Below are 19,431 nucleotides of genomic sequence, written 5' to 3'. Positions count from 1 at the left end.
GGGGCGGGCGATGGCCAAGGGCTACTGGTTCCTCAATCTCGACGTGGTGAACCCGGTGGACTATCTCACCTACCGGGCCGCCAACCTCGCCTATGCGACGGCCCATGGCATGGGCTTCGTCGTCCGGGGCGGCGACTTCGAGCAGCTCGAAGGCATCAAGCGTCACCGCAACGTGCTGGTGGAGATGCCCTCCTACGATGCGGCGCTCGCGCTGTACAATACGCCGGACTACGCGCCCGTCCGCGAGCTGCGCCGCGCCACCGCCATTTCCGATCTCGCCGTGGTGGAAGGCTACGACGGCCCCCAGCCCGCCGCCGCCCCGCCACCCGAAGGCACGCCAGAACATCCCCGCGGCTACTGGATGGCCAAGGTGGATGTGAGCGATCCCGAGCGGTACAAGGACTATGTGGCGGCCAATGCCGAGCCGCTGGCCGAATACGGCGGCTGGTTCGTGGTGCGCGGCGGCCGGCATCAGGTGCTGGAAGGGCACGGCCGGGCGCGCTATGTGGTGATCGCATTCCGCGACGTGGCCACCGCGCGCGCCTGCTATTTCTCGCCGGGCTACCAGAAAGCCATCGCCATCCGCCGCGACGTCTCGCAGGCGGATCTCGTCCTCATCTCCGGCTACACCGGGCAGGAGGCGCCGCCCGCCTGAGGGCGCTCCCGCCGTGCGAAGGATTGTTCATCTTGGCTGATCTGCGCATCGTCATCGCCGGGGCCGGCGGCCGCATGGGCCGCACCCTCATCAAGGCCGTCGCCGAGGCCGAAGGCCTCGTGCTGGTGGGCGCGCTGGAGCATTCGGCCTCCACCCATCTCGGCGAGGACGCGGGCCTCATGGCCGGCATCGGCGCCAACGGCGTGACGGTGGAGAGCGACGTCGCCCCCACCCTCAACGGGGCCGACGTGGTGGTGGACTTCTCCAGTCCCGGCGCCTCGGTGCGCCTCGCCGAGCGCCTCGCCGAGGCGGGCATCGCCCACGTCATCGGCACCACGGGCTTCTCCAACGAGGACAATTCGGCCATCGCCGCCGCCGCGCGCCGCACGCCGGTGGTCAAGTCCGGCAACATGAGCCTCGGGGTGAACCTGCTGGCGGCGCTGACCCGCCGCGTGGCGGCGACGCTGGATGAGGGCTTCGACATCGAAATCGTCGAGATGCACCACAACCGCAAGGTGGATGCGCCCTCGGGCACCGCGCTCCTTCTGGGCGAGGCGGCGGCGGAGGGTCGGGGCCGGCATCTCGACGACTGCGCCGAGCGCGGCCGCGACGGCGTCACCGGTCCCCGCAAGGCCGGCGCCATCGGCTTTGCGAGCCTGCGGGGCGGCTCGGTGGTGGGCGAGCACATGGTGATCTTCGCCGGCACCGCGGAGCGCATCGAGCTGGTGCACAAGGCCGAGGACCGCATGATCTTCGCCAACGGCGCGCTCGCGGCCGCACGCTGGGCCAAGGGCCGCGAGCCCGGTCTCTATTCCATGGCCGACGTGCTCGGCCTCGCCGATTTCTGATCCCCCGGAGCTGCTTCCATGTCCGACCGCATCCTCGTCCTCGTCCGTCACGGGCAGAGCGAGTGGAATTTGAAGAACCTGTTCACCGGCTGGCGCGATCCCGACCTCACCGAGCAGGGCGTCACCGAGGCCAAGCGCGCCGGCGCGCTGCTCAAAGCCGAGGGACTGGCCTTCGACGTGGCTTTCACCTCGGCCCTCACCCGCGCCCAGCGCACCCTCGCTTTGGTGCTCGGCGAGATGGAGCAGGACGACGTGAAGACCTTCGGCAGCCAGGCGCTGAACGAGCGCGACTACGGCGACCTCTCCGGCCTCAACAAGGACGATGCCCGCGCCAAATGGGGCGAGGAGCAGGTCCATGTCTGGCGCCGCTCCTACGACGTTCCGCCTCCCGGCGGCGAAAGCCTGCGCGACACGGTGGCCCGCACGCTGCCCTATTACGTGCAGGAGATCCTGCCCGGCGTGCTGCGCGGAGAGGCGACGCTGGTGGCGGCCCACGGCAATTCGCTGCGGGCCCTCATCATGGTGCTGGAGCGCCTCTCGCCCGAAGGCATCATGAAGCGCGAACTCGCCACCGGCGTGCCCATCATCTACCGCCTCAAGGCTGATTCGACGGTGGAGGACCGGCGCGATCTGGCCGCCTGAGCGGCGGATCCGGCTTGCAGGGCTGCCAGCTCAATGCGCCGTGGCGCCCTCAGGGGCGGTGCGGGGATGGGCGGCGCGGGGAATGATCGCGCCGCGGTGCATGATGACTTCCGCCGCGAGGCGGTGTCCGGCCTGCGCCGCCGCCTCGGGGCTTGCGCCCTCGATCCGCGCGGCGAGATAGCCGGCGTTGAAGCTGTCGCCCGCCCCGGTCGTGTCCACCGGCGAGACGGCGCGCTCCACGGGCACCTCCACGGTGCGGCCCTCCGCATGCACCAGTGCGCCGCCGGCGCCATTCTTCACCACCACCTCGCTCAACCCAAAGGTGGTGATGCGCTCGATGGTGGCGGCGGGTGAGGCGTCGCCCCACAGGGCGGCCTCGTCCTCGAAGGTGGGCAGGGCGAGGGTCGAGCGCTTCATCGCCTCGGCGAAAACGGTGCGCGCGCGGCTCACGTCGCCGCCCCAGCCGCGGGGCCTGAAATTGCCGTCGAACACCCGCCAGGCAGGCGCCCCGGACCGGCTGCCGCCCGCGCCCCCTGCCATTTCCAGCGCGGCGAGGAAGCGGCCGAGGCCCTGGTTGGAATAGAGCGACAAGGTGATGCCGGAGAAATAGACCGCACCCGCGCCCACCAGCGCCGCGGCCACGTCCTGCCAGCCGTCCGCCTCGAACAGGGCGCGGGCGGGTGAGGTGTCGCGCCAGTAATGGAAGCTGCGCTCGCCCTTGTCGTCGGTGGTGATGAGATAGAGTCCCGGCACCTTGCCCGCGGCGCGCTGGATGAGGCCCATGTCGACGCCCTCGGCGGCGCCCAGGGCGAGGATGTCGTCGGAGAAGGCGTCGTCGCCCAGCGCCGTGGCATAGGCCACGTCCACGCCGGCACGGGCGAGATAGACGGCGGTGTTGAACGTGTCGCCACCGAAGGCGAGGCCGAAGCGTCCGTCGGAGCCGCGGGCGAGCTCCACCATCACCTCGCCCACGCAAACCACCTTCGACACCGGCGCCTCCGTTCCTCTCCCCGCCCGCACTACCGGCGCTGCGGAAAACCTACCATACCAGCCTGGGGCCGGACTGCGATCGCATTGAACCGCCGCTTCGATCCGATGCAAGCGGTGAATGCCCGAGGGCCTTCAATCGAGCAGAGGGGGCACCGGGTAGATCCAGGTGCCGGGACGGTCCTGGGGACCGGAGAAGGTCTTGCCACCTGCAGCTTCCGCAGCCGCCTGCAGCGTCCCGTAGCGAGCCCGCAGGTCGGCCGAGCGGGAGCGGTTGGCCTCGATGAGGCACAGGGCCCGCTGCTCGAAATTGCCGATGCCGCGCGGCCCTTCGAACGGCGCGACGCCTTGGCAGTCCAGATTGCGGAACAGAAGGAAGCGCGATTGCGCCTCGTCCAGCAGCGCTTTCCAGCGGGCGCGTTGGACCCCCGGCAGGTCGGTGCGGGCCTCGATGACGGCGATGGCGTTGTTGACCTCGGCCTCGAGCGCCTGCTCGGAGGTGCGGGTGACGTCATAGAGGCAGCGGTTGTACTGGCCGCCCGACACCTTCTCGCGCGGACAGGCGGGCGTGCCCTTCCAGCGCTCCGGGCCGGGGGCAGCCTGGACCGCGGGGCTGGCCGGCACGGCAGGCGGCGGGGCCTCCTCGGGCTGGGGCGCGCGGTTGCTCTCCGGAGTCTCGGGCGCCGGCGGGGCGGGGGACTCGTGGAAACGTTCGAGAGCGAGGGCGGGCCCGTGCGGTCCCGTGTCCGCGCCCGAATCGTTTGGCGCGCGGGAGGAGAGGAGTACCAGTGCCGGGCTGAGTGCCAAGGCGATCAGGGCGAGGCCGATGAGCGCCCGCCTGTGGGACCGCCGGGGCGCAGCAGCCACGCCTCACGCCACCTTGCGATGGGCGGCGAGGAAGTCCCCCATGCGGCCGAGGGCTGCCGTGATGTTCTCCCGCGAAGTGGCGTAGGACAGGCGCAGGTAGCCCTCGCCATGGATGCCGAAGTCCGGCCCGCCGATCACCGCAACGCCCGCCTCCTCGAGCAGCGCCGACGCCAGGCGCTTGGCCGAGGTCCATCCGGTGCCGGAGATGTTGGGGAAAGCGTAGAAGGCGCCCTTGGGCGTGGCGCAGGAGACGCCCGGCAGAGCGTTCAGGCCCTCGACCACCATGCGGCGGCGCGCGTCGAATTCTTCCGTCATGGCAAAGACGGCGTCCTGCGGCCCCTCCAGCGCGGCGATGCCGGCATATTGGGTGGCGGCGTTAACGCAGGACCAGCAGTTCACCGCGAGCTTGCGCACCTGGTCATAGAGCGCCTGCGGCCACACCGAATAGCCGAGCCGCCAGCCGGTCATGGCATAGGTCTTGGACCAGCCGTTGAGCAGGATCAGCCGGTCGCGGATCTCGGGATAGGCGAGCAGCGTGCGGTGCTCCTCCCCGTCGAACACGAAGCGGTCGTAGATCTCGTCCGACATGATGGCGACGTGCGGGAAGGCCGCGAGGCCCGTCACCAGCTTGTCGATCTCCGACGCGGGCGTGACGCCGCCGGTGGGGTTGGCCGGCGAGTTGATGATCAGGAGCCGCGTCGCCGGGGTGATGAGGGACAGGGTTTCCTCGGCGGAAAAGGCGAAGCCGTTCTCCTCGCGGATCGGCACCGCGACGGGCGTCGCGCCGGTATGCTCGATCATGGAGCGGTAGATGGGAAAGCCGGGATCGGGATAGAGGATCTCCGCCCCCGGCTCGCCGAACAGGCGGATGGCGGCATACATGGTCACCTTGCCGCCGGGGACGATCATCACGAGGTTCGGGTCCACATCCACGCCGTAGCGGCGGTGAAGGTCTCCCGCCACCGCCTCGCGCAGGGGCAGGATGCCGACGGAGGGGGTGTAGCCGTGCTGCCCGTCGCGCAGCGCCTTGATGGCGGCCTCGACGATGTGGGGCGGGGTGGAAAAATCCGGCTGGCCGATGCCGAGGTTGAGGATCGAGCGCCCCTCGCTCGCAAGTGCGGTGGCGCGGGCGAGCACGGCGAACGCATTCTCCTCGCCGATGCGGTCGAAGGCGGGATTGGTGACGAGCATGCGGCAATTCCTCCAGACGCCCGCCGAAGGGGCGCGTGCATGACCGCGGCATCTGGCGCGCCGCGTTTCAGGGAGGCTCTGGATAGCACCGAAGGGCGGGTGTGGGGAGTGGGAGATAAAGGGGCAACGCCCGTAGCTTGGCCTTGGACACGCCGCCGATCCCATCCGGCTTGCGCACCCATCTCCCACGCGCTTCGGGTCTCCAGGGCGTGGGATCGGCACCCGGCGGCATTCCGGTCGCGCTCCGCCCCGCGCACGAAACGGTGGATGCCGCGGACGCGCCCGCGGCATGACGCTCTCCTTGAAATATATATTCGCACCAGACACCTGCCCGACCAAGAAGGAGCCTCCATGGCCCCCGCCGCCGTTTCTGCCGCCGCGTCCCATTTCGAGGAGATCGAGATCGCCATCGTCGGCGCAGGCATCGTGGGCCTGTCGGTGGCCCATGTGCTCAGGGACCTCGGCATCCGCGTGCGCTGCTTCGATGCGGGAGCTGCGGGGGGCGCTCAGTCGGCCGGCGGTTCGCGCATCATGCGCGCGGCCTATGCCGACCCGCGCATGCTTTGGCTCGCCCGCAAGGCGCGGGCGGGCTGGGACAGCTGGGAGAAGGCCGCCGGCCGCCCGCTGATCGACCGCACCGGCTCCTTCCTCATCGTCGAGGATGCGGCGGCCGAGCTCGCCCGGCTGGCGGCGCTCGACCTCAAGGTGCGCTTCGTCTCGCCCGCCGAGCAGGAGGCCCTGCTGCCGGTGCGCCGGCCTTGGGACAAGCCAGTGATCCTGGAGGAGGAGGCCGGTACCATCCGCGCCCGGGACGCCATCGTCTGGCTGAAATCCACCCTCGGCGATGCCCTTGCCGAGCACACGTCCGTGCTCGGCCTCACCCCGCGGCCGGGACATGTGCTGCTCTCCACCCGTGGCGCCATCTTCAAGGCGCGGCGCGTGCTCGTGGCCGCGGGCATGCAGACACCCGTGCTCGCTGGCGCGGTGGGGGTGCGCGTGCCCCAGGTCTACAGCGTCCATCAGCGCCTGCTGTTTCCCATGGCCCCTGCGCTGGTGGATCGCCCCATGGTGTCGTTCCGCGACAAGAGCGACCACCGCCACGGCGTGCTCTACACCTATGGCTTGCCGGCGCTGCATGACGGCCTGTTCGCCGTGGGGCTGGAGCCCAGCGACACCGACCGCACCGGCGGTGGCCATCCCGACCAGGTGGTGGAGCACACGCTGGCGCTGGCGGCCGAGACATTGCCGGGGCTCGACACCGCCAGCTTCGCCATCGAATCCTGTGTCTCCACCTCACTGGAGCATCCGGACGACGGCGCGCCGTGGGAATCGGAGCGGCTGGAAGTGGTGCGCCGTGGCGCGGTGGATTTCTTCGCCGGCGGCCACCTCTTCAAGTTCGCGCCCGCTTTGGGCGAGATGCTCGCCGGCATGGTGCTGGGCGAGGACGTGCCGGATATGCTGCGGCCGGAGTGACGGGACGGCGAAGGACCATTCAATTCGGCGCGGCGGCGGTCTAGGCTTCCTGCGACACCCGCCGCGAGCCCGCCTCCCATGCCCGAGAAGACCCCGCCCCTCGCGATCTCCGCGCGCGATGTGCCGCCGCGCACCAAGCCGTCCAACTATCCCGAGCCGTTCTTCAGCCGCATGGCGCTGCGGGAGAAGCGGCAAATCGGGGACGTGTTCGGCCTCGCGAATTTCGGCGTCAACCTCACACGCCTGCTGCCCGGCGGGGAATCCGCTCTGCTGCACCGGCATTCGAGGCAGGACGAGTTCGTCTACATTCTGGAAGGGACGCCGACGCTGGTGACCGACCAGGGCGAGGTGCACCTCGAACCCGGCATGTGCGCGGGCTTTCCGGCCAACGGCGTTGCCCACCAGCTCGTCAACCGCACGCAGGCCGATGTGGTCTATCTGGAGATCGGCGACCGCACACCGGGGGACGAAGGCAGCTATCCGCAGGATGACCTCTGCGCTGTCCTCGGCGCCGACGGCACGTGGATCTTCACCCACAAGGACGGCACCGCTTACCCGCCGCGCTGAGGCACGGCCAGCTCGTCCCCTTCCAAACAAGGCCGCGCGAAACGGCCTGAAACCCGAGGAAACCCCATGCAGCTGTCCGAGAACCCGTTCAAGCGCGCGCTCCATTCCGGCCGGCAGCAGATCGGCCTGTGGTGCGCCATCCCCTCCAATTACGTTTCGGAAATCCTCGCCGGCGCCGGCTTCGACTGGCTGGTGCTGGACACGGAGCATTCGCCCAACGAACTGCCCAACGTATTCAACCAGCTCCAATCCATGGTGGGCTATGCCACCCAGCCGGTGGTGCGGGTGCCGTGGAACGATGCGACGACGCTGAAGCGCTTCCTCGACATCGGCACCCAGAGCTTCCTCATTCCCATGGTGCAGGATGCGGAGGAAGCGCGGGCGGCGGTGGCGGCGACGCGCTACCCGCCCGACGGCATCCGCGGCTATGCGGTGGCGTCCCGCGCCACCCGCTTCGGGCGGATCGGCGACTACTTCAGCCGCTACCAGGACGAGATGTGCGTGCTGGTGCAGGTGGAGACCGTCGAGGCGCTGGAGAAGGTGGAGGAGATCTGCGCCGTGCCCGGCGTCGACGGCGTCTTCATCGGCCCCGGCGATCTCTCCGCCTCCATGGGGCTTCTGCACCAGCCGACGCATCCCAAGGTGGTGGAGGCCATCGAAGGCGGGCTGAAGCGCATCGCCGCGGCTGGCAACCGCGGCGGCGTGCTGGTGGTGGGCGACGAGGCTCTGGCACGCCGCTACATGGCCGCCGGCTCGCTCTTCACCGCCGTCGGGGTGGACGCCGGCCTGTTCGCCCGCACGGTCGACGCGCTGGCGAAGCAGTACAAGGGGTGAGCCGCCTCAGTCCCGCAGCAGCCGGCGGATGACCTTGCCTGTGGTGGTGAGTGGCAGCTCGTCCACGAACGCGATCTCGCGGGGATATTCATAGGCCGCGAGGCGGGTGCGCACGAAATCGCGGATATCCGCTTCCAGCTCCGGCGTTGGCTCGACACCGGGCATGGGAACGATGACGGCCTTGACGATCTCCGTGCGCAGCGGGTCCTTCTTGCCCACCGCCGCCACCATGGCGACCGCAGGATGGCGCAGCAGCACGTCCTCGATCTCGGCCGGGCCGATGCGATAGCCCGCCGAGGTGATGACGTCGTCGTCGCGGCCGAGGAAGTGGAAGTAGCCCTCCTCGTCCTTGGTGGCGAGGTCGCCGGTGAGAAGCCAGCCGTCCTTCACCTTCTGCTCGGTCGCCTCGGGGCGGTTCCAGTAGCGCAGGAACATCACGGGATCGGGGGTGCGCACTGCAATCTGGCCCATCACGCCGGGCGGCGCTTCCGTGCCGTCGGGGCCAAGCACCGCGACCTCGTGGCCGGGCACCGCCTTGCCGGTGGCACCAGCCTTCGCCACGCCAAGAGCGGCGGCGGAGCCGATGACGTAATTGCATTCCGTCTGGCCGTAGAATTCGTTGACTGGCACGCCGAGGGCGGCGCGGCCCCATTCGAAGGTCTCGGCCCCCAGCGCCTCGCCGGCCGATCCGACGGTGCGCAAGGCGAAGCCGAAGCGCGCCCGCGGCTCCGGCACCGACCGCATCATCCGAAGGGCCGTGGGCGGAATGAACACGTTGCGCACCTGTGCCCTCTTCAGCAGCGCGAACGCGGCTTCGGGATCGAACTTGCCGCGCGGCTGCGCCACCACCGGCACGCCGAGGGCCAGTGCCGGCAGAACGGTGTTGAGCAATCCGCCGGCCCAGGCCCAGTCGGAGGGGGTCCACATGCGGTCGCCGGGCAGGCCGATGCCCGAATGGGTGAAGGTGACGCCGCTCACGTGCGGCAACAGCACCCGGTGGCCGTGGAGCGCGCCCTTGGGTTGGCCGGTGGTGCCCGAGGTGTAGATCATCAGTGCCGGGTCGTCCGGGCCAGAGGTGATCTCCAGCGCTCGGTCGCTCGCGGCGTCCACCAGATCGGTAAAGCCGAGGGCGCTGTCCCGTGCGCCCCCCACATTCACCAACAGCTCAAGATCGGGCGGGGGCTCTGCCAACTTCGCGAGGCCGGCATCGTCGGTGACAAGGGCCTTGGCGCCGGAATCGGCGAGGCGATAGGCGATGGCCTCCACCCCGAATGCGCCGGCCAAAGGCACGGCGATGGCGCCCATCTTGTAGACGGCGAGATGAGTGGCCAGCACCTCGAGCGACTGGGGCAACAGAATGCCGACCCGGTCCCCGGCACGGATGCCATGGGCGAGCAGCGCATGGGCGAAGCGGTTGGAGAGCGCGCTCAGCGCGCCATAAGAAACCGGGGCAAAGCCGTCGCCGGCGGGCAGGAAAAGCGCGGGGCTGTCGGGCGTGCGGGCCGCGACGGCGTCGCAGGCATGGACCGCCATATTGTAGCGGTCTGGAACGGTCCAGCGGAAGGCACGGCGCTGGCGCTCATACTCGGTGTCGTGCGCCCGCATACCCGTTCCGCGTCCTGTTGCCCCGCTATGTTGCGGCGCACGCTACAGGGTCGGGGGTGGGAGGTCCACCGCATCCTTTGCCGGATGATCGGTGGCATGCGGGTAGGGGGAGGGCCGTCTCGGTGCCACGCGGCGCGGAGCGCCGGTCTTGGGCGGAAGGGGCGATCCGGCTCAGCGCCGGACGCCTTCCTCCTGCATCAAAGCCTCGGTGGCGGCGATGGCGCCTTCGAGTTCGGAAATCTTGCGCAGCATGCCGTCCGAGGGGAGGGTGGTGCCCTTGGCGGCGGTGAGGACGAGCTCACGCTGGGCGGCCTTGAGACGTTCGAGGAGGCTCGAAAGGTCGGCCTCTGCCTGTTGCGCCATTTTAATCTTCGACTCCACACCAACGGAAAGAACAGAAAAACGGGAACGGCGCCGAGCTCGCGCCCGGCACCGCCCGTAGGGTTGGACCAGCCCGCCGCCTCGGATGTCCGAGGCAGCGGACCGGAGCTGGATCAGCCCTGGATCAGTCGGCGAGCTCGATGCCGCGGGCCTCAGGACCCTTCGGGCCCTGGCCGACCTGCACCACCACGCGCTGGCCCTCGGCGAGGTCGCTGAGGCCGGACCGGGAAATGACGGTGACGTGCACGAACACGTCCTTGCCGCCGCCTTCCACCGCGATGAAGCCGAAACCCTTGTCGGGGTTGTACCACTTCACGGTGCCGACGCGCTCCTCGGTGGGGCCGGTGGCCGCACGGGGTCCGCCGCCGCCTGCGCGCGGGGCGCCAAAGCCGCCGCCGCCACCGGGACGATCACCGAAGCTGCTGCGCCGGGGGGGCGCGGCCTCGGCGGTGGAGGTGTCGACCTCCAGCACTTCGGTCACCTGGCGGCCCTTCTGGCCTTGTCCGACGCGGACAGACAGCTTGGAGCCGGGAGGCACGCTTTCCTGGCCGGCGGCCTCAAGGGCCCGCGCGTGCAGGAACACGTCGCCCGAGCCGTCGGACAGCTCGACGAAGCCGAAGCCCTTCTCGGGGTTGAACCACTTGACGGTGGCGTCGATGGGAGGACCCGACGGTGCGGGGGCGCTGAAGCTGCTGCTCGGCGAAGAAAACGGACGGTCCCCTCCGAAGCCGCGATCACGCGGCGGCGCAAAGTCGTCGTCAAAGCCACGGCGGCGCGGCTCTCGGAAGTCTCGGTTACGGCTCATGTGTATTTCCGTTGAGGTCAGTCGCCAAATTTGGCTTAGGGCCATCCACCACTGCCGGATAATATGCGTCTCGTCGTGCCACTGTTTAACTTGCACGCCCCGGGCGTCTTAAATTCCGCCTTCGCATAACGCTTGATCCAGCCACCCGCGTCTCGCCTCGCAGCCTATATGACAAGGTCGGTGTTCGTGCCCACACACTCGGGCGCACGCCTCCGACCAACGAACAGACTAACACATCTCCTCCGCTTTGGTACATGAATGTTGGGCGACAGTGCGGTTGTCGTGCGGCGCAGCACGGCGTGACCGCGCGGAGCAGCAAAAGCTGCGGCCGGCGCTGCATCCGCGGACCTTTGGATGCAGAATCCCGCGCGCGAGCCACGTGGCAAAATGCAAGAATTCCAGTTCAATTCTACCTCATTCTATTTTATCGCGGCGCATCTATTCATGCGCGGCGCACAATTGGGAGACCAGCGGTCATGACGGAGCCTGCTCACAGCCACTCCGGCGCGGCGCTCGCCTTCGCGGCGCCTCTCGCCGATGTGCCGGTGTCGCCGCAGACTCTGGAGCTTCTGGAGGCTCGCCGCTCGCTCCCGCTGCGGGCGCTGCTGGAGCCGGGGCCATCTCCGGACGAGCTCGACCGCATGCTCGCCATCGCCGCCCGCGTGCCCGATCATGGCCGCTTGGTGCCTTGGCGCTTCATCGTGCTCGAAGGCGACGCGCGGGCAGCGGCAGGGGCGCAGCTCGATGAGCTTTATGCCGTGCGCAATCCCGGCCTCACCCCGGACAAGTCCCGCATGTGGCAGGACTATCTCACCCGCGCGCCGCTCACGGTGGTGGTGGTGAGCCGGGCCGATCCGGCGGCCAAGATTCCGGAGCTGAACCAGGTGCTCTCCGCCGGGGCCGCCTGCATGAACCTCGTGGTGGCGGCCACCGCGCTCGGCTATTCGGCGCTGTGGCTGCTGAAATGGCCCGGCCGCGATCGGGAGGCGGCGGCGCTGCTCGGCGTGACGGAGACGGAGAAGGTGGCGGGCTTCATCCACATCGGGCGGCCCGCCGTGCGGCCCGAGGACCGCCCGCGACCGAGCCTAGCACAGGTGGTGACGCGCTGGACGCCCTGAGGCTCCCTCAACCGACGGCGGTCATCTCCACCCGATAGGCGCGGCGGGCATAGACGACAGTGATGTAGAGCGCCAGCAGGCTGAACAGGCCGATGAGGCCCCACTCGCCGATGTCGCCCAGGTGGAACAGGCCGGCGAGGGCCCAGCCGGCGGCCGCGGCCGTGGCGAAGGCTTCGGTGGCGATCAGTGCCGTGGCGCTCGCCACCGTCAGCAGATTGCCGCGCCCGTTGCCCGTCTTCGCCTGAACCGAACCCGCCATTACCGTCTCCCGAACCATCCGACCCGGCCGAGCGGGGCCTTGCCTCCGCTTTGGAATTTCCCGCGCCGCGCTCTATAGCGGGGGCGAAACTGCGACGGGCGCGCCGCCGGGTCAAGTCCGGGGCGAGGCGCGCCGCCGAGGAGGAGCGTATGCTGCCAGCCGAAGCCTACGAGAGCACCCATGCCGGCCGCGGCGTCATCGCCGCGCCGCACCATCTGGCGGTGGAGGCGGGGCGGGAGGTTCTCGCCGAGGGTGGCAACGCGCTGGAGGCCATGGTGGCCGCCGCCGCCGCCATCGCCGTGGTCTATCCCCACATGAATCACGTGGGCGGCGACGGGTTCTGGCTGATCCGCGAGCCCTCTGGACGGGTGCGCTATCTGGAGGCCTGCGGCTTCGCCGGCGCCCGCGCCACCATCTCCGCCTATCACGAACTCGGCTTCGATGCGGTGCCGTTTCGCGGTCCCCATGCCGCCGTCACAGTTCCCGGAGCGCTCGCCGGCTGGGCGCTGGCGCTGGAGGCCGCCCGCGCCCATGGCGGACGCATGACCGTGCGGCGGCTGCTGGAGCCGGCCATCCGCTTCGCCCGCGAGGGCGTGCCGGTGTCGCGCTCGCAGGCCCAGCTCACTGCCGCCAAGAAGGCCGAGCTGGAAAATGCGCCGGGCTTTGCCGCCACCTTCCTGCGGGATGGGGCGGTGCCCGGGATCGGCAGCCTGCAGCGCCAGCCGCGCCTTGCCGATACGCTGGATCACCTGTCGGCAGCGGGCCTCGCCGATTTCTACCGCGGCGACGTGGGGCGCGAGATCGCGGCGGACCTGGAGCGCATCGGCAGCCCGGTCACGCGGCAGGATCTCACGAGCTTCGCCGCCCGGGAGCGCGCGCCCCTTGAGGTGAAGCTCGGTCGGGCGCGGGTGTTCAACGCGCCGCCGCCCACCCAGGGGCTCGCCTCGCTCCTCATCCTCGGCCTTTTCGACCGTCTGAACGTGGCGCGGGCGGAGAGCTTCGAGCATGTTCATGGGCTCATCGAGGCCACCAAGCGGGCCTTCCTGGTCCGCGACCGGGTGGTCAGCGATCCCGACGCCATGACCCTCGACCCCGCCAGCTTCCTCACCCCTGACGCCCTGGCGAAGCGCGCCGCCGGCATCGACATGCGCCGCGCGCTGGAATGGCCGCACTCGGGGCACGCCGGCGATACCGTCTGGCTCGGCGCCGCCGACATCTCGGGGCTGGCGGTGTCCTACATCCAGTCCATCTATTTCGAGTTCGGATCCGGCTGCGTCCTGCCGGCCACCGGTGTGCTGATGCAGAATCGGGGCGCGAGTTTCTCCCTCGATCCCAAGGCGCTGAACCCTCTGAAGCCCGGCCGCAGGCCGTTTCACACCCTCAATCCCGCCCTCGCCGAGCTGGCCGACGGGCGCATCCTCGCTTACGGCACCATGGGCGGGGAGGGGCAGCCGCAGACGCAGGCGGCCGTATTCACACGCCATGCCCTGTTCGGCGTGCCGCTGGCGGAGGCCATCGCCAGGCCGCGCTGGCTGCTGGGGCGCACCTGGGGCGACAATGCCACCAATCTCAAGCTGGAAGCCCGTTTCGAGGGTGAGCTGGCAGACCGCCTCGCCTCCGCCGGCCATGACCTCGTGGTGCTTGCGGAGGACTACACCGACCTCATGGGACACGCCGGCGGGGTGGTTCTGCATCCCGACGGGCGGCTGGAGGGTGCCCACGATCCGCGGGCCGATGGGGGCGCCGCCGGCGTGTGAGCCGGGGCACCGGCGCCTGGCCGAAATGAAACCGGCCGCCGTCCGGGGAAGACGGCAGCCGGAGCTTCGGCATTCAGGTTCGGTCAGGGACGCTCAGCGCGGGTCGCGCCGCTGGTCCTTCGGGTTGGAATTCTGCTGTCCTCCCTGTTGATGGCCGCTCTTCTGGCCCGGCATCTGCGCCGCCTGCTGCTGCTGGTGGCGGCCCGGACCTTCGCTGGCCTTCTCCTTGTCGGTCTTCTTGTCGTTCTGGGGATTACGCTGATCCTGGTCACGACTGGACATGATCGCTTCTCCAACTCCCGCCCCAACGCGAAAAACGCCCAAGCCCCCGCTCGGTTCCGGGCCCACCCGCGGGACTGCGCGAAATATCTGCGGCCGACAGCGCAAAAAAGAACCCGGCCGAAGCCGGGTTCCTGTCGCTCGCCGTGTAAAAAAGGTGGCCGCAGGGCCGACGGGCTCAGGCGGCCTCGTCCGTCTCCATCTCGGCGTCGAGATCGGCTTCTTCCGCTGCCTTGGCGGTGCCGCGGCGCGGGCCCTTGAGCAGGTTCTGCTCGATAAGCTTCACCGCCTCGGTCTCGGTGATGTTTTGCACCGCCGAGAGCTCGCGGGCCATGCGGTCGAGGGCCGCCTCGTAGAGCTGACGCTCGGAATAGGACTGCTCGGGCTGAGCATCCGACCGGTAGAGATCGCGAACAACCTCGGAAATGGCGACGAGGTCGCCGGAATTGATCTTGGCTTCGTACTCCTGCGCGCGGCGGCTCCACATGGTGCGCTTGATGCGAGCGCGGCCCTGGAGGGTTTCGAGCGACTTGTCGACGATATTGGTCTCGGAGAGCTTGCGCATGCCGACGCTGGCGATCTTGGGAACGGGGACCCGCAGCGTCATCTTGTCTTTTTCAAACGAGATCACGAAGAGTTCGAGCTTGAAACCGGCGACTTCCTGTTCCTCGATGGCCATGATGCGGCCGACCCCGTGGGACGGGTAAACAATGTGCTCACCCGTCTTGAAACCGAGACGGGTCTGCGCGTTCTTCTTTGCCGACATGCTCTTGTCACTCCTGGCGCGGCCCAGGGACTGCAACCCGGGCCGAACCTGTTGGTGCGCCGGTCGCCGGTCCGGTCACCGGAACGACGCGCACCTTGCGCTGCGGACTCGGGTCGCGGCCGGAACGCCCGCAACCCCGCTCTGCCAGACGATGCGTAGACAGCCACCGCGCCAAGCCGTAAGTGTCGGCTGGCACGCGATTCTCGCCCCTCTGTTCCCGAGAATGCGCCCTGAAAGATGCGTGGACACTTTGCAGGCGCGATGCGGCTGGTGGTGAAAGCAATCGACTGTAAAGTCACGTATATCACAATTTTTGTCGGAATCAAAGCGCGCGTGTCGCCAATCCTACTTTGGACGACGTCCAGCGACGCTCCGTAACGTCATTGCGGCGGACATTTCCGGCCGATTCTGCCGGGCGATATAAACACTTCTTTATATCCTTATTGCCCCATCGGCCGTCTTCGTGCTAAACGGCGCCGGACCCTTGGTGGGGACCTTTGGCGCCGGCCCTCGCGGGCCTTTCCGGCGCTGACCTCAAGCGGAGCGATCCATGAGCAACGATTACGTGGTCAAGGACATCAACCTCGCGGACTGGGGCCGCAAGGAACTGGACATCGCCGAGATCGAGATGCCCGGCCTGATGGCCACCCGCGCCGAATACGGCCCGTCGCAGCCGCTCAAGGGCGCGCGCATCGCCGGCTCGCTGCACATGACGATCCAGACCGGCGTGCTCATCGAGACGCTGAAGGCGCTGGGCGCCGACGTGCGCTGGGCCTCGTGCAACATCTACTCCACGCAGGACCACGCCGCGTCCGCCATCGCTGCGGCCGGCACGCCGGTGTTCGCCGTGAAGGGCGAGACGCTGGAGGAATACTGGGAATATACCCACCGCATCTTCGAGTGGGCCGACGGCGGCACCCCGAACATGATCCTGGACGACGGCGGCGACGCCACCCTGCTCGTCCACCTCGGCAAGCGCGCGGAAGAGGGCGACACCGCCTTCCTCGACGGTGCCACCAACGAGGAAGAGGAAGTCCTCTTCGCCGCCATCAAGCGCCGCCTCAAGCACAAGCCCGGCTGGTACTCGCTCCTCGCCAAGAACATCCAGGGCGTCACCGAGGAAACCACCACGGGCGTGCATCGTCTTTACGAGATGCAGAAGAAGGGCACGCTGCTGTGGCCGGCCATCAACGTCAACGACAGCGTGACCAAGTCGAAGTTCGACAATCTCTACGGTTGCCGTGAATCGCTGGTGGACGGCATCCGCCGCGGCACCGACGTGATGATGGCCGGCAAGGTCGCCATGGTCGCCGGCTTCGGTGACGTGGGCAAGGGCTCCGCCGCCTCGCTGCGCAATGCCGGCTGCCGGGTGATGGTGTCCGAGATCGATCCCATCTGCGCCCTGCAGGCGGCCATGGAAGGCTATGAAGTGACGACCATGGACGATGCGGCGCCCCGCGCCGACATCTTCGTGACCGCCACCGGCAATCTCGACGTCATCACCGTGGACCACATGCGGGCCATGAAGGACCGCGCCATCGTCTGCAACATCGGCCACTTCGACAGCGAGATCCAGGTCGCCGGCCTGAAGAACTTCAAGTGGCACAATGTGAAGCCGCAGGTGGACGAGGTCGAGTTCACCGATGGCAAGCGCATCATCCTGCTCTCGGAAGGCCGCCTCGTGAACCTCGGCAACGCCACCGGCCACCCGAGCTTCGTGATGAGCGCCTCCTTCACCAACCAGACGCTGGCGCAGATCGAGCTGTTCACCAAGCCCGGCCAGTACGACAAGAAGGTCTACACCCTGCCCAAGACCCTCGACGAGAAGGTCGCGGCGCTGCACCTCGACAAGATCGGCGTGAAGCTCACCAAGCTCTCGGACGTGCAGTCGGCCTATATCGGCGTGGCCCAGGAAGGCCCCTTCAAGCCCGAGCACTATCGCTACTGAGATTGCGCGCCTCACAGCGTGCCCTCGCGAACGCCGGCCCTCGGGCCGGCGTTCTGCGTTTTGCGCCCGCGTTCACCCTTTTGCGCAGTGCATTGTCTTCCCCCGCGAACGGAGCTAGGTGTTGGGGCAGGCCCGCGTCATGCGGGTACGGCCGAGCCCGCGTCCGGGGTCCCGCGCCGCGGCAGGTCTGCCCGCTCCGGCGGGGCAGTCCTCTCCGGGCGGCCTTCCGGTTCGTCGCGGGGCGGCGGACGCGGGGTACGGGTTCGGGCGAGAGTGCAGGTTCAGGTGCAGGTGCGCGTTGCGGTGGCTTGTTGCGGGGGCTTGGCCTTGAACGGTTTCGTGCGACGCTTGCAAGGCGAGACATTGCGCTGCGCATTCCCATGCGCCTGCGGCGGAACAGCCAAGATGACCGACCTCAGCCGGAGCGGCCCTCGCCGCTTCCCCTGCGCGCCCGATCCGCTGGCCTGAGAGGCGGCCGCCCTTCATGTCCATGAGCTTTTCCCGCGACCGCACGCGCACCCTGCCGTTCGCAGCCGAGATCGGCGCGCTCGGCGTCGTCTTCGGCGACATCGGCACCAGCCCGCTCTACGCCCTCAAGCAGGGCGTGCTGGCGGTGGGCGGCACCAATTTCATCGGCGCCGACGTGCTCGGCCTGCTGTCCCTGATCACCTGGAGCATCATCCTCTCGGTCACGGTCAAATACGTGATGCTGGTGCTGCGCGCCGACAACGACGGGGAAGGCGGCATTCTCGCTCTCGTCACCCTGCTGGACCTGCACCGCAGCGCCCTTGGCTTCAGGTGGTATCTTCTGGCGGCCGGCCTTCTCGGCGCCGCCATGCTCATCGGCGACGGCGTGCTCACGCCCGCCATTTCCGTGCTCTCCGCCATCGAGGGCCTTCAGGTCATCTCGCCAGAGCTGGAGCATTGGGTGGTAACGCTCACCTGCCTCGTGCTGCTGGCCATCTTCCTGTCCCAACGGCTCGGCACGGAGCGCATCGCCGCCTTCTTCGGCCCGATCATGCTGCTGTGGTTCGGCTGCCTCGCCGGCCTCGGCATCTACGGCATCCTGCAGGCGCCGCAAGTGCTCGCGGGGCTCGATCCGCGGCACGGCGTCCTCCTGATGGTGGAGCATCCCGGCCTTGCCGGGGTGATCCTCGGCGCCTGCTTCCTGGCCGTCACCGGCGGCGAGGCGCTGTACGCCGACCTCGGGCATTTCGGCCGGCCGGTCATCGCGCGGGCCTGGCTGATGGTGGCCATGCCGGCGCTGCTGCTCAATTATTTCGGGCAGGGTGGGATCCTGCTGGTGGATCCGAGCGCGGTGCGCAATCCGTTCTACGACCTCAGCCCCGACCTGTTCGACGTGCCGCTGCTGTTCCTCGCCACGGCGGCCACCGTGATCGCCTCGCAATCCATCATCACCGGCGTGTTCTCGCTGGCCAAGCAGGCCATCGAGCTTGGCTACCTGCCGCCCATGCGCATCCGCTACACCTCGGAGCACAACGAGCAGCACATCTATGTGGGCCGGCTGAACTGGCTTCTGATGATCGCCTGCATCGCCGTGGTGCTCGGCTTCGAGGCGTCCGAGCGCCTCGCCTCGGCCTATGGCATCGCCGTGGCCTTCGCCATGGTGACCACCTCCATCCTGTTCATCGCCCAGGTTCGGCGGGCGTGGGGATGGCCGCCGGTGGCGGTCTGGACCATGGCGACGGGCCTGCTGGCTGTCGACCTCGCCTTCGCCTTCGCCAACATGACCAAGATCCATGACGGCGGCTGGCTGCCCCTGACCATCGCCGGCGTCATCATCTTCGTCATGGTCAGCTGGCGGCGGGGCCTGGAGGGGGTGGTGGCCCAACAGGTGCGCTTCACCGAGCCGCTGGACAATTTCGTCGCCCGCAAGGACCGGGTGAACGACGTCGAGAGCCCGCGCACCGCCATCTTTCTGTCCCGCGCGGGTGCGATGACGCCCGTCGCCCTCTCGCGCATGGCGGACCTTCTGAAGGTCCGTTTCGAGATGGCGGTCATCGTCTCGGTGTGGATCGCCGCGCGCCCGCGCGTGTCGGTGGAGGACCGGGTGAAGGTGACGACGCTCAACGACGGGTTCGTGCGGGTGGATCTGCGCTTCGGCTACATGCAGCAGATCGACGTGCCCTCGGTCCTCGGGCCGGCCCTCAGCGGACGCGGCATCGATCCCGACGCGGCCATCTATGTGATCGGCCACGAGCGGATCATCCCGCCCGACGAGGTCACGCGGGTGAGGGACGTGGTGGCCCACGTCTTCGCGTTTCTCGCGCGCAACGCCGAGCGCTCGGTCGACCGGTTCGGCCTGCCGCGCGCCCGGACGGTGGAGATCGGCTATCCGGTCAAGCTTTGAGCCGGCGGCCGCCTTAGGCACAGTCATCGGCCGTCGGTCACCGTGTTGAAGCAGGATGGTCATGGAGCCGGCGTATTG

General features: G+C 68.8%; 19 protein-coding genes. 10 read left to right on the top strand and 9 right to left on the bottom strand.

Going from position 1 to position 19,431, the window contains the following annotated elements; all coding sequences use genetic code 11:
• Positions 1-10 precede the first annotated feature (10 nt).
• The 3 genes from ABLE93_RS15255 to ABLE93_RS15245 are packed head-to-tail and all read left to right on the top strand — an operon-like array spanning position 11 to position 2,145.
• Entirely contained in the window at positions 11-655 is a 645-nt protein-coding gene (locus ABLE93_RS15255) for a DUF1330 domain-containing protein (RefSeq protein ID WP_348840695.1), read from the top strand.
• A gap of 32 nt (positions 656-687) precedes the next feature.
• Positions 688-1,503 carry a 4-hydroxy-tetrahydrodipicolinate reductase gene (gene dapB / locus ABLE93_RS15250; protein WP_348840694.1) on the top strand — a complete coding sequence of 272 codons (816 nt, stop codon included), beginning with the start codon at positions 688-690 and terminating at the stop codon, positions 1,501-1,503.
• A gap of 18 nt (positions 1,504-1,521) precedes the next feature.
• Positions 1,522-2,145 (top strand): 2,3-bisphosphoglycerate-dependent phosphoglycerate mutase, encoded by a 624-nt coding sequence (locus tag ABLE93_RS15245; RefSeq protein WP_348840693.1) that lies wholly within the window; start codon positions 1,522-1,524, stop codon positions 2,143-2,145.
• Positions 2,146-2,175: 30 nt separating this feature from the next.
• Here the strand turns inward: ABLE93_RS15245 and ABLE93_RS15240 are convergent, their stop codons facing one another.
• The 3 genes from ABLE93_RS15240 to ABLE93_RS15230 form a co-directional block, all read right to left on the bottom strand.
• Positions 2,176-3,135: a sugar kinase gene (locus ABLE93_RS15240; protein WP_348840692.1), complete on the bottom strand. Its 960-nt coding sequence runs from the start codon at positions 3,133-3,135 to the stop codon at positions 2,176-2,178.
• A 132-nt stretch (positions 3,136-3,267) separates the two neighbouring features.
• Complete coding sequence (locus ABLE93_RS15235) at positions 3,268-3,999, bottom strand: lysozyme inhibitor LprI family protein (RefSeq protein ID WP_348840691.1); 732 nt, start codon at positions 3,997-3,999, stop codon at positions 3,268-3,270.
• Positions 4,000-4,002: 3 nt separating this feature from the next.
• Entirely contained in the window at positions 4,003-5,190 is a 1,188-nt protein-coding gene (locus ABLE93_RS15230) for a pyridoxal phosphate-dependent aminotransferase (protein ID WP_348840690.1), read from the bottom strand.
• Positions 5,191-5,541: 351 nt separating this feature from the next.
• On the opposite strand from ABLE93_RS15230, the gene ABLE93_RS15225 reads away from it, so the two are divergent.
• The 3 genes from ABLE93_RS15225 (at position 5,542) to ABLE93_RS15215 (ending at position 8,064) form a co-directional block, all read left to right on the top strand.
• Entirely contained in the window at positions 5,542-6,663 is a 1,122-nt protein-coding gene (locus tag ABLE93_RS15225) for an NAD(P)/FAD-dependent oxidoreductase (RefSeq protein WP_348840689.1), read from the top strand.
• A gap of 78 nt (positions 6,664-6,741) precedes the next feature.
• A complete protein-coding gene (locus tag ABLE93_RS15220) occupies positions 6,742-7,230 on the top strand; it encodes a cupin domain-containing protein (protein ID WP_348840688.1) in 489 nt (162 codons plus the stop codon).
• A 66-nt stretch (positions 7,231-7,296) separates the two neighbouring features.
• On the top strand, positions 7,297-8,064 hold the full coding sequence (locus ABLE93_RS15215; protein WP_348840687.1) for an aldolase/citrate lyase family protein: 768 nt from the start codon (positions 7,297-7,299) through the stop codon (positions 8,062-8,064).
• Positions 8,065-8,070: 6 nt separating this feature from the next.
• Here the strand turns inward: ABLE93_RS15215 and ABLE93_RS15210 are convergent, their stop codons facing one another.
• From ABLE93_RS15210 to ABLE93_RS15200, 3 genes are all read right to left on the bottom strand, one after another.
• Entirely contained in the window at positions 8,071-9,669 is a 1,599-nt protein-coding gene (locus tag ABLE93_RS15210; RefSeq protein WP_348840686.1) for an AMP-binding protein, read from the bottom strand.
• Between the two features lie 171 nt (positions 9,670-9,840).
• Positions 9,841-10,032: a hypothetical protein gene (locus ABLE93_RS15205; RefSeq protein WP_348840685.1), complete on the bottom strand. Its 192-nt coding sequence runs from the start codon at positions 10,030-10,032 to the stop codon at positions 9,841-9,843.
• A gap of 142 nt (positions 10,033-10,174) precedes the next feature.
• Entirely contained in the window at positions 10,175-10,855 is a 681-nt protein-coding gene (locus ABLE93_RS15200) for a cold-shock protein (protein WP_348840684.1), read from the bottom strand.
• A 476-nt stretch (positions 10,856-11,331) separates the two neighbouring features.
• On the opposite strand from ABLE93_RS15200, the gene ABLE93_RS15195 reads away from it, so the two are divergent.
• Complete coding sequence (locus tag ABLE93_RS15195) at positions 11,332-11,973, top strand: nitroreductase family protein (RefSeq protein WP_348840683.1); 642 nt, start codon at positions 11,332-11,334, stop codon at positions 11,971-11,973.
• Positions 11,974-11,980: 7 nt separating this feature from the next.
• Here the strand turns inward: ABLE93_RS15195 and ABLE93_RS15190 are convergent, their stop codons facing one another.
• Positions 11,981-12,232, bottom strand: a complete 252-nt coding sequence (locus ABLE93_RS15190; RefSeq protein ID WP_348840682.1) for a hypothetical protein — start codon at positions 12,230-12,232, stop codon at positions 11,981-11,983.
• A gap of 149 nt (positions 12,233-12,381) precedes the next feature.
• On the opposite strand from ABLE93_RS15190, the gene ABLE93_RS15185 reads away from it, so the two are divergent.
• Positions 12,382-13,989, top strand: coding sequence for a gamma-glutamyltransferase family protein (locus ABLE93_RS15185; protein ID WP_348840681.1), 1,608 nt, complete (start codon positions 12,382-12,384; stop codon positions 13,987-13,989).
• 93 nt (positions 13,990-14,082) lie between these two features.
• On the opposite strand, the gene ABLE93_RS15180 is transcribed toward ABLE93_RS15185, so the two are convergent.
• Together ABLE93_RS15180 and ABLE93_RS15175 are read right to left on the bottom strand one after the other, a co-directional pair.
• Positions 14,083-14,271, bottom strand: coding sequence for a hypothetical protein (locus tag ABLE93_RS15180; protein ID WP_348840680.1), 189 nt, complete (start codon positions 14,269-14,271; stop codon positions 14,083-14,085).
• 175 nt (positions 14,272-14,446) lie between these two features.
• Positions 14,447-15,034 (bottom strand): CarD family transcriptional regulator, encoded by a 588-nt coding sequence (locus tag ABLE93_RS15175; protein ID WP_348840679.1) that lies wholly within the window; start codon positions 15,032-15,034, stop codon positions 14,447-14,449.
• Between the two features lie 550 nt (positions 15,035-15,584).
• Here ABLE93_RS15175 and ahcY point away from each other — a divergent pair.
• Together ahcY and ABLE93_RS15165 are read left to right on the top strand one after the other, a co-directional pair.
• Positions 15,585-16,982, top strand: coding sequence for an adenosylhomocysteinase (gene ahcY / locus ABLE93_RS15170; RefSeq protein ID WP_348840678.1), 1,398 nt, complete (start codon positions 15,585-15,587; stop codon positions 16,980-16,982).
• Positions 16,983-17,466: 484 nt separating this feature from the next.
• Positions 17,467-19,353, top strand: a complete 1,887-nt coding sequence (locus ABLE93_RS15165) for a potassium transporter Kup (protein ID WP_348840677.1) — start codon at positions 17,467-17,469, stop codon at positions 19,351-19,353.
• Positions 19,354-19,431 lie beyond the last annotated feature (78 nt).

The sequence above is a fragment of the Xanthobacter pollutisoli genome, from assembly GCF_040044995.1.
GTDB lineage: Bacteria > Pseudomonadota > Alphaproteobacteria > Rhizobiales > Xanthobacteraceae > Xanthobacter.
This window is presented reverse-complemented; position numbering and strand designations above follow the sequence as displayed.

What these genes read in the sequence shown, in the direction of transcription:
- ABLE93_RS15230 (WP_348840690.1), bottom strand. Translation starts at nt 5,190, where the DNA reads ATGCTCGTCACCAATCCCGCCTTCGACCGCATCGGCGAGGAGAATGCG.
- ABLE93_RS15220 (WP_348840688.1), top strand. Translation starts at nt 6,742, where the DNA reads ATGCCCGAGAAGACCCCGCCCCTCGCGATCTCCGCGCGCGATGTGCCG.
- ABLE93_RS15195 (WP_348840683.1), top strand. Translation starts at nt 11,332, where the DNA reads ATGACGGAGCCTGCTCACAGCCACTCCGGCGCGGCGCTCGCCTTCGCG.
- ahcY (WP_348840678.1), top strand. Translation starts at nt 15,585, where the DNA reads ATGAGCAACGATTACGTGGTCAAGGACATCAACCTCGCGGACTGGGGC.
- ABLE93_RS15215 (WP_348840687.1), top strand. Translation starts at nt 7,297, where the DNA reads ATGCAGCTGTCCGAGAACCCGTTCAAGCGCGCGCTCCATTCCGGCCGG.
- ABLE93_RS15245 (WP_348840693.1), top strand. Translation starts at nt 1,522, where the DNA reads ATGTCCGACCGCATCCTCGTCCTCGTCCGTCACGGGCAGAGCGAGTGG.
- ABLE93_RS15180 (WP_348840680.1), bottom strand. Translation starts at nt 14,271, where the DNA reads ATGTCCAGTCGTGACCAGGATCAGCGTAATCCCCAGAACGACAAGAAG.
- ABLE93_RS15165 (WP_348840677.1), top strand. Translation starts at nt 17,467, where the DNA reads ATGTCCATGAGCTTTTCCCGCGACCGCACGCGCACCCTGCCGTTCGCA.
- ABLE93_RS15190 (WP_348840682.1), bottom strand. Translation starts at nt 12,232, where the DNA reads ATGGCGGGTTCGGTTCAGGCGAAGACGGGCAACGGGCGCGGCAATCTG.
- ABLE93_RS15175 (WP_348840679.1), bottom strand. Translation starts at nt 15,034, where the DNA reads ATGTCGGCAAAGAAGAACGCGCAGACCCGTCTCGGTTTCAAGACGGGT.
- ABLE93_RS15255 (WP_348840695.1), top strand. Translation starts at nt 11, where the DNA reads ATGGCCAAGGGCTACTGGTTCCTCAATCTCGACGTGGTGAACCCGGTG.
- ABLE93_RS15210 (WP_348840686.1), bottom strand. Translation starts at nt 9,669, where the DNA reads ATGCGGGCGCACGACACCGAGTATGAGCGCCAGCGCCGTGCCTTCCGC.
- ABLE93_RS15225 (WP_348840689.1), top strand. Translation starts at nt 5,542, where the DNA reads ATGGCCCCCGCCGCCGTTTCTGCCGCCGCGTCCCATTTCGAGGAGATC.
- ABLE93_RS15205 (WP_348840685.1), bottom strand. Translation starts at nt 10,032, where the DNA reads ATGGCGCAACAGGCAGAGGCCGACCTTTCGAGCCTCCTCGAACGTCTC.
- ABLE93_RS15185 (WP_348840681.1), top strand. Translation starts at nt 12,382, where the DNA reads ATGCTGCCAGCCGAAGCCTACGAGAGCACCCATGCCGGCCGCGGCGTC.
- ABLE93_RS15200 (WP_348840684.1), bottom strand. Translation starts at nt 10,855, where the DNA reads ATGAGCCGTAACCGAGACTTCCGAGAGCCGCGCCGCCGTGGCTTTGAC.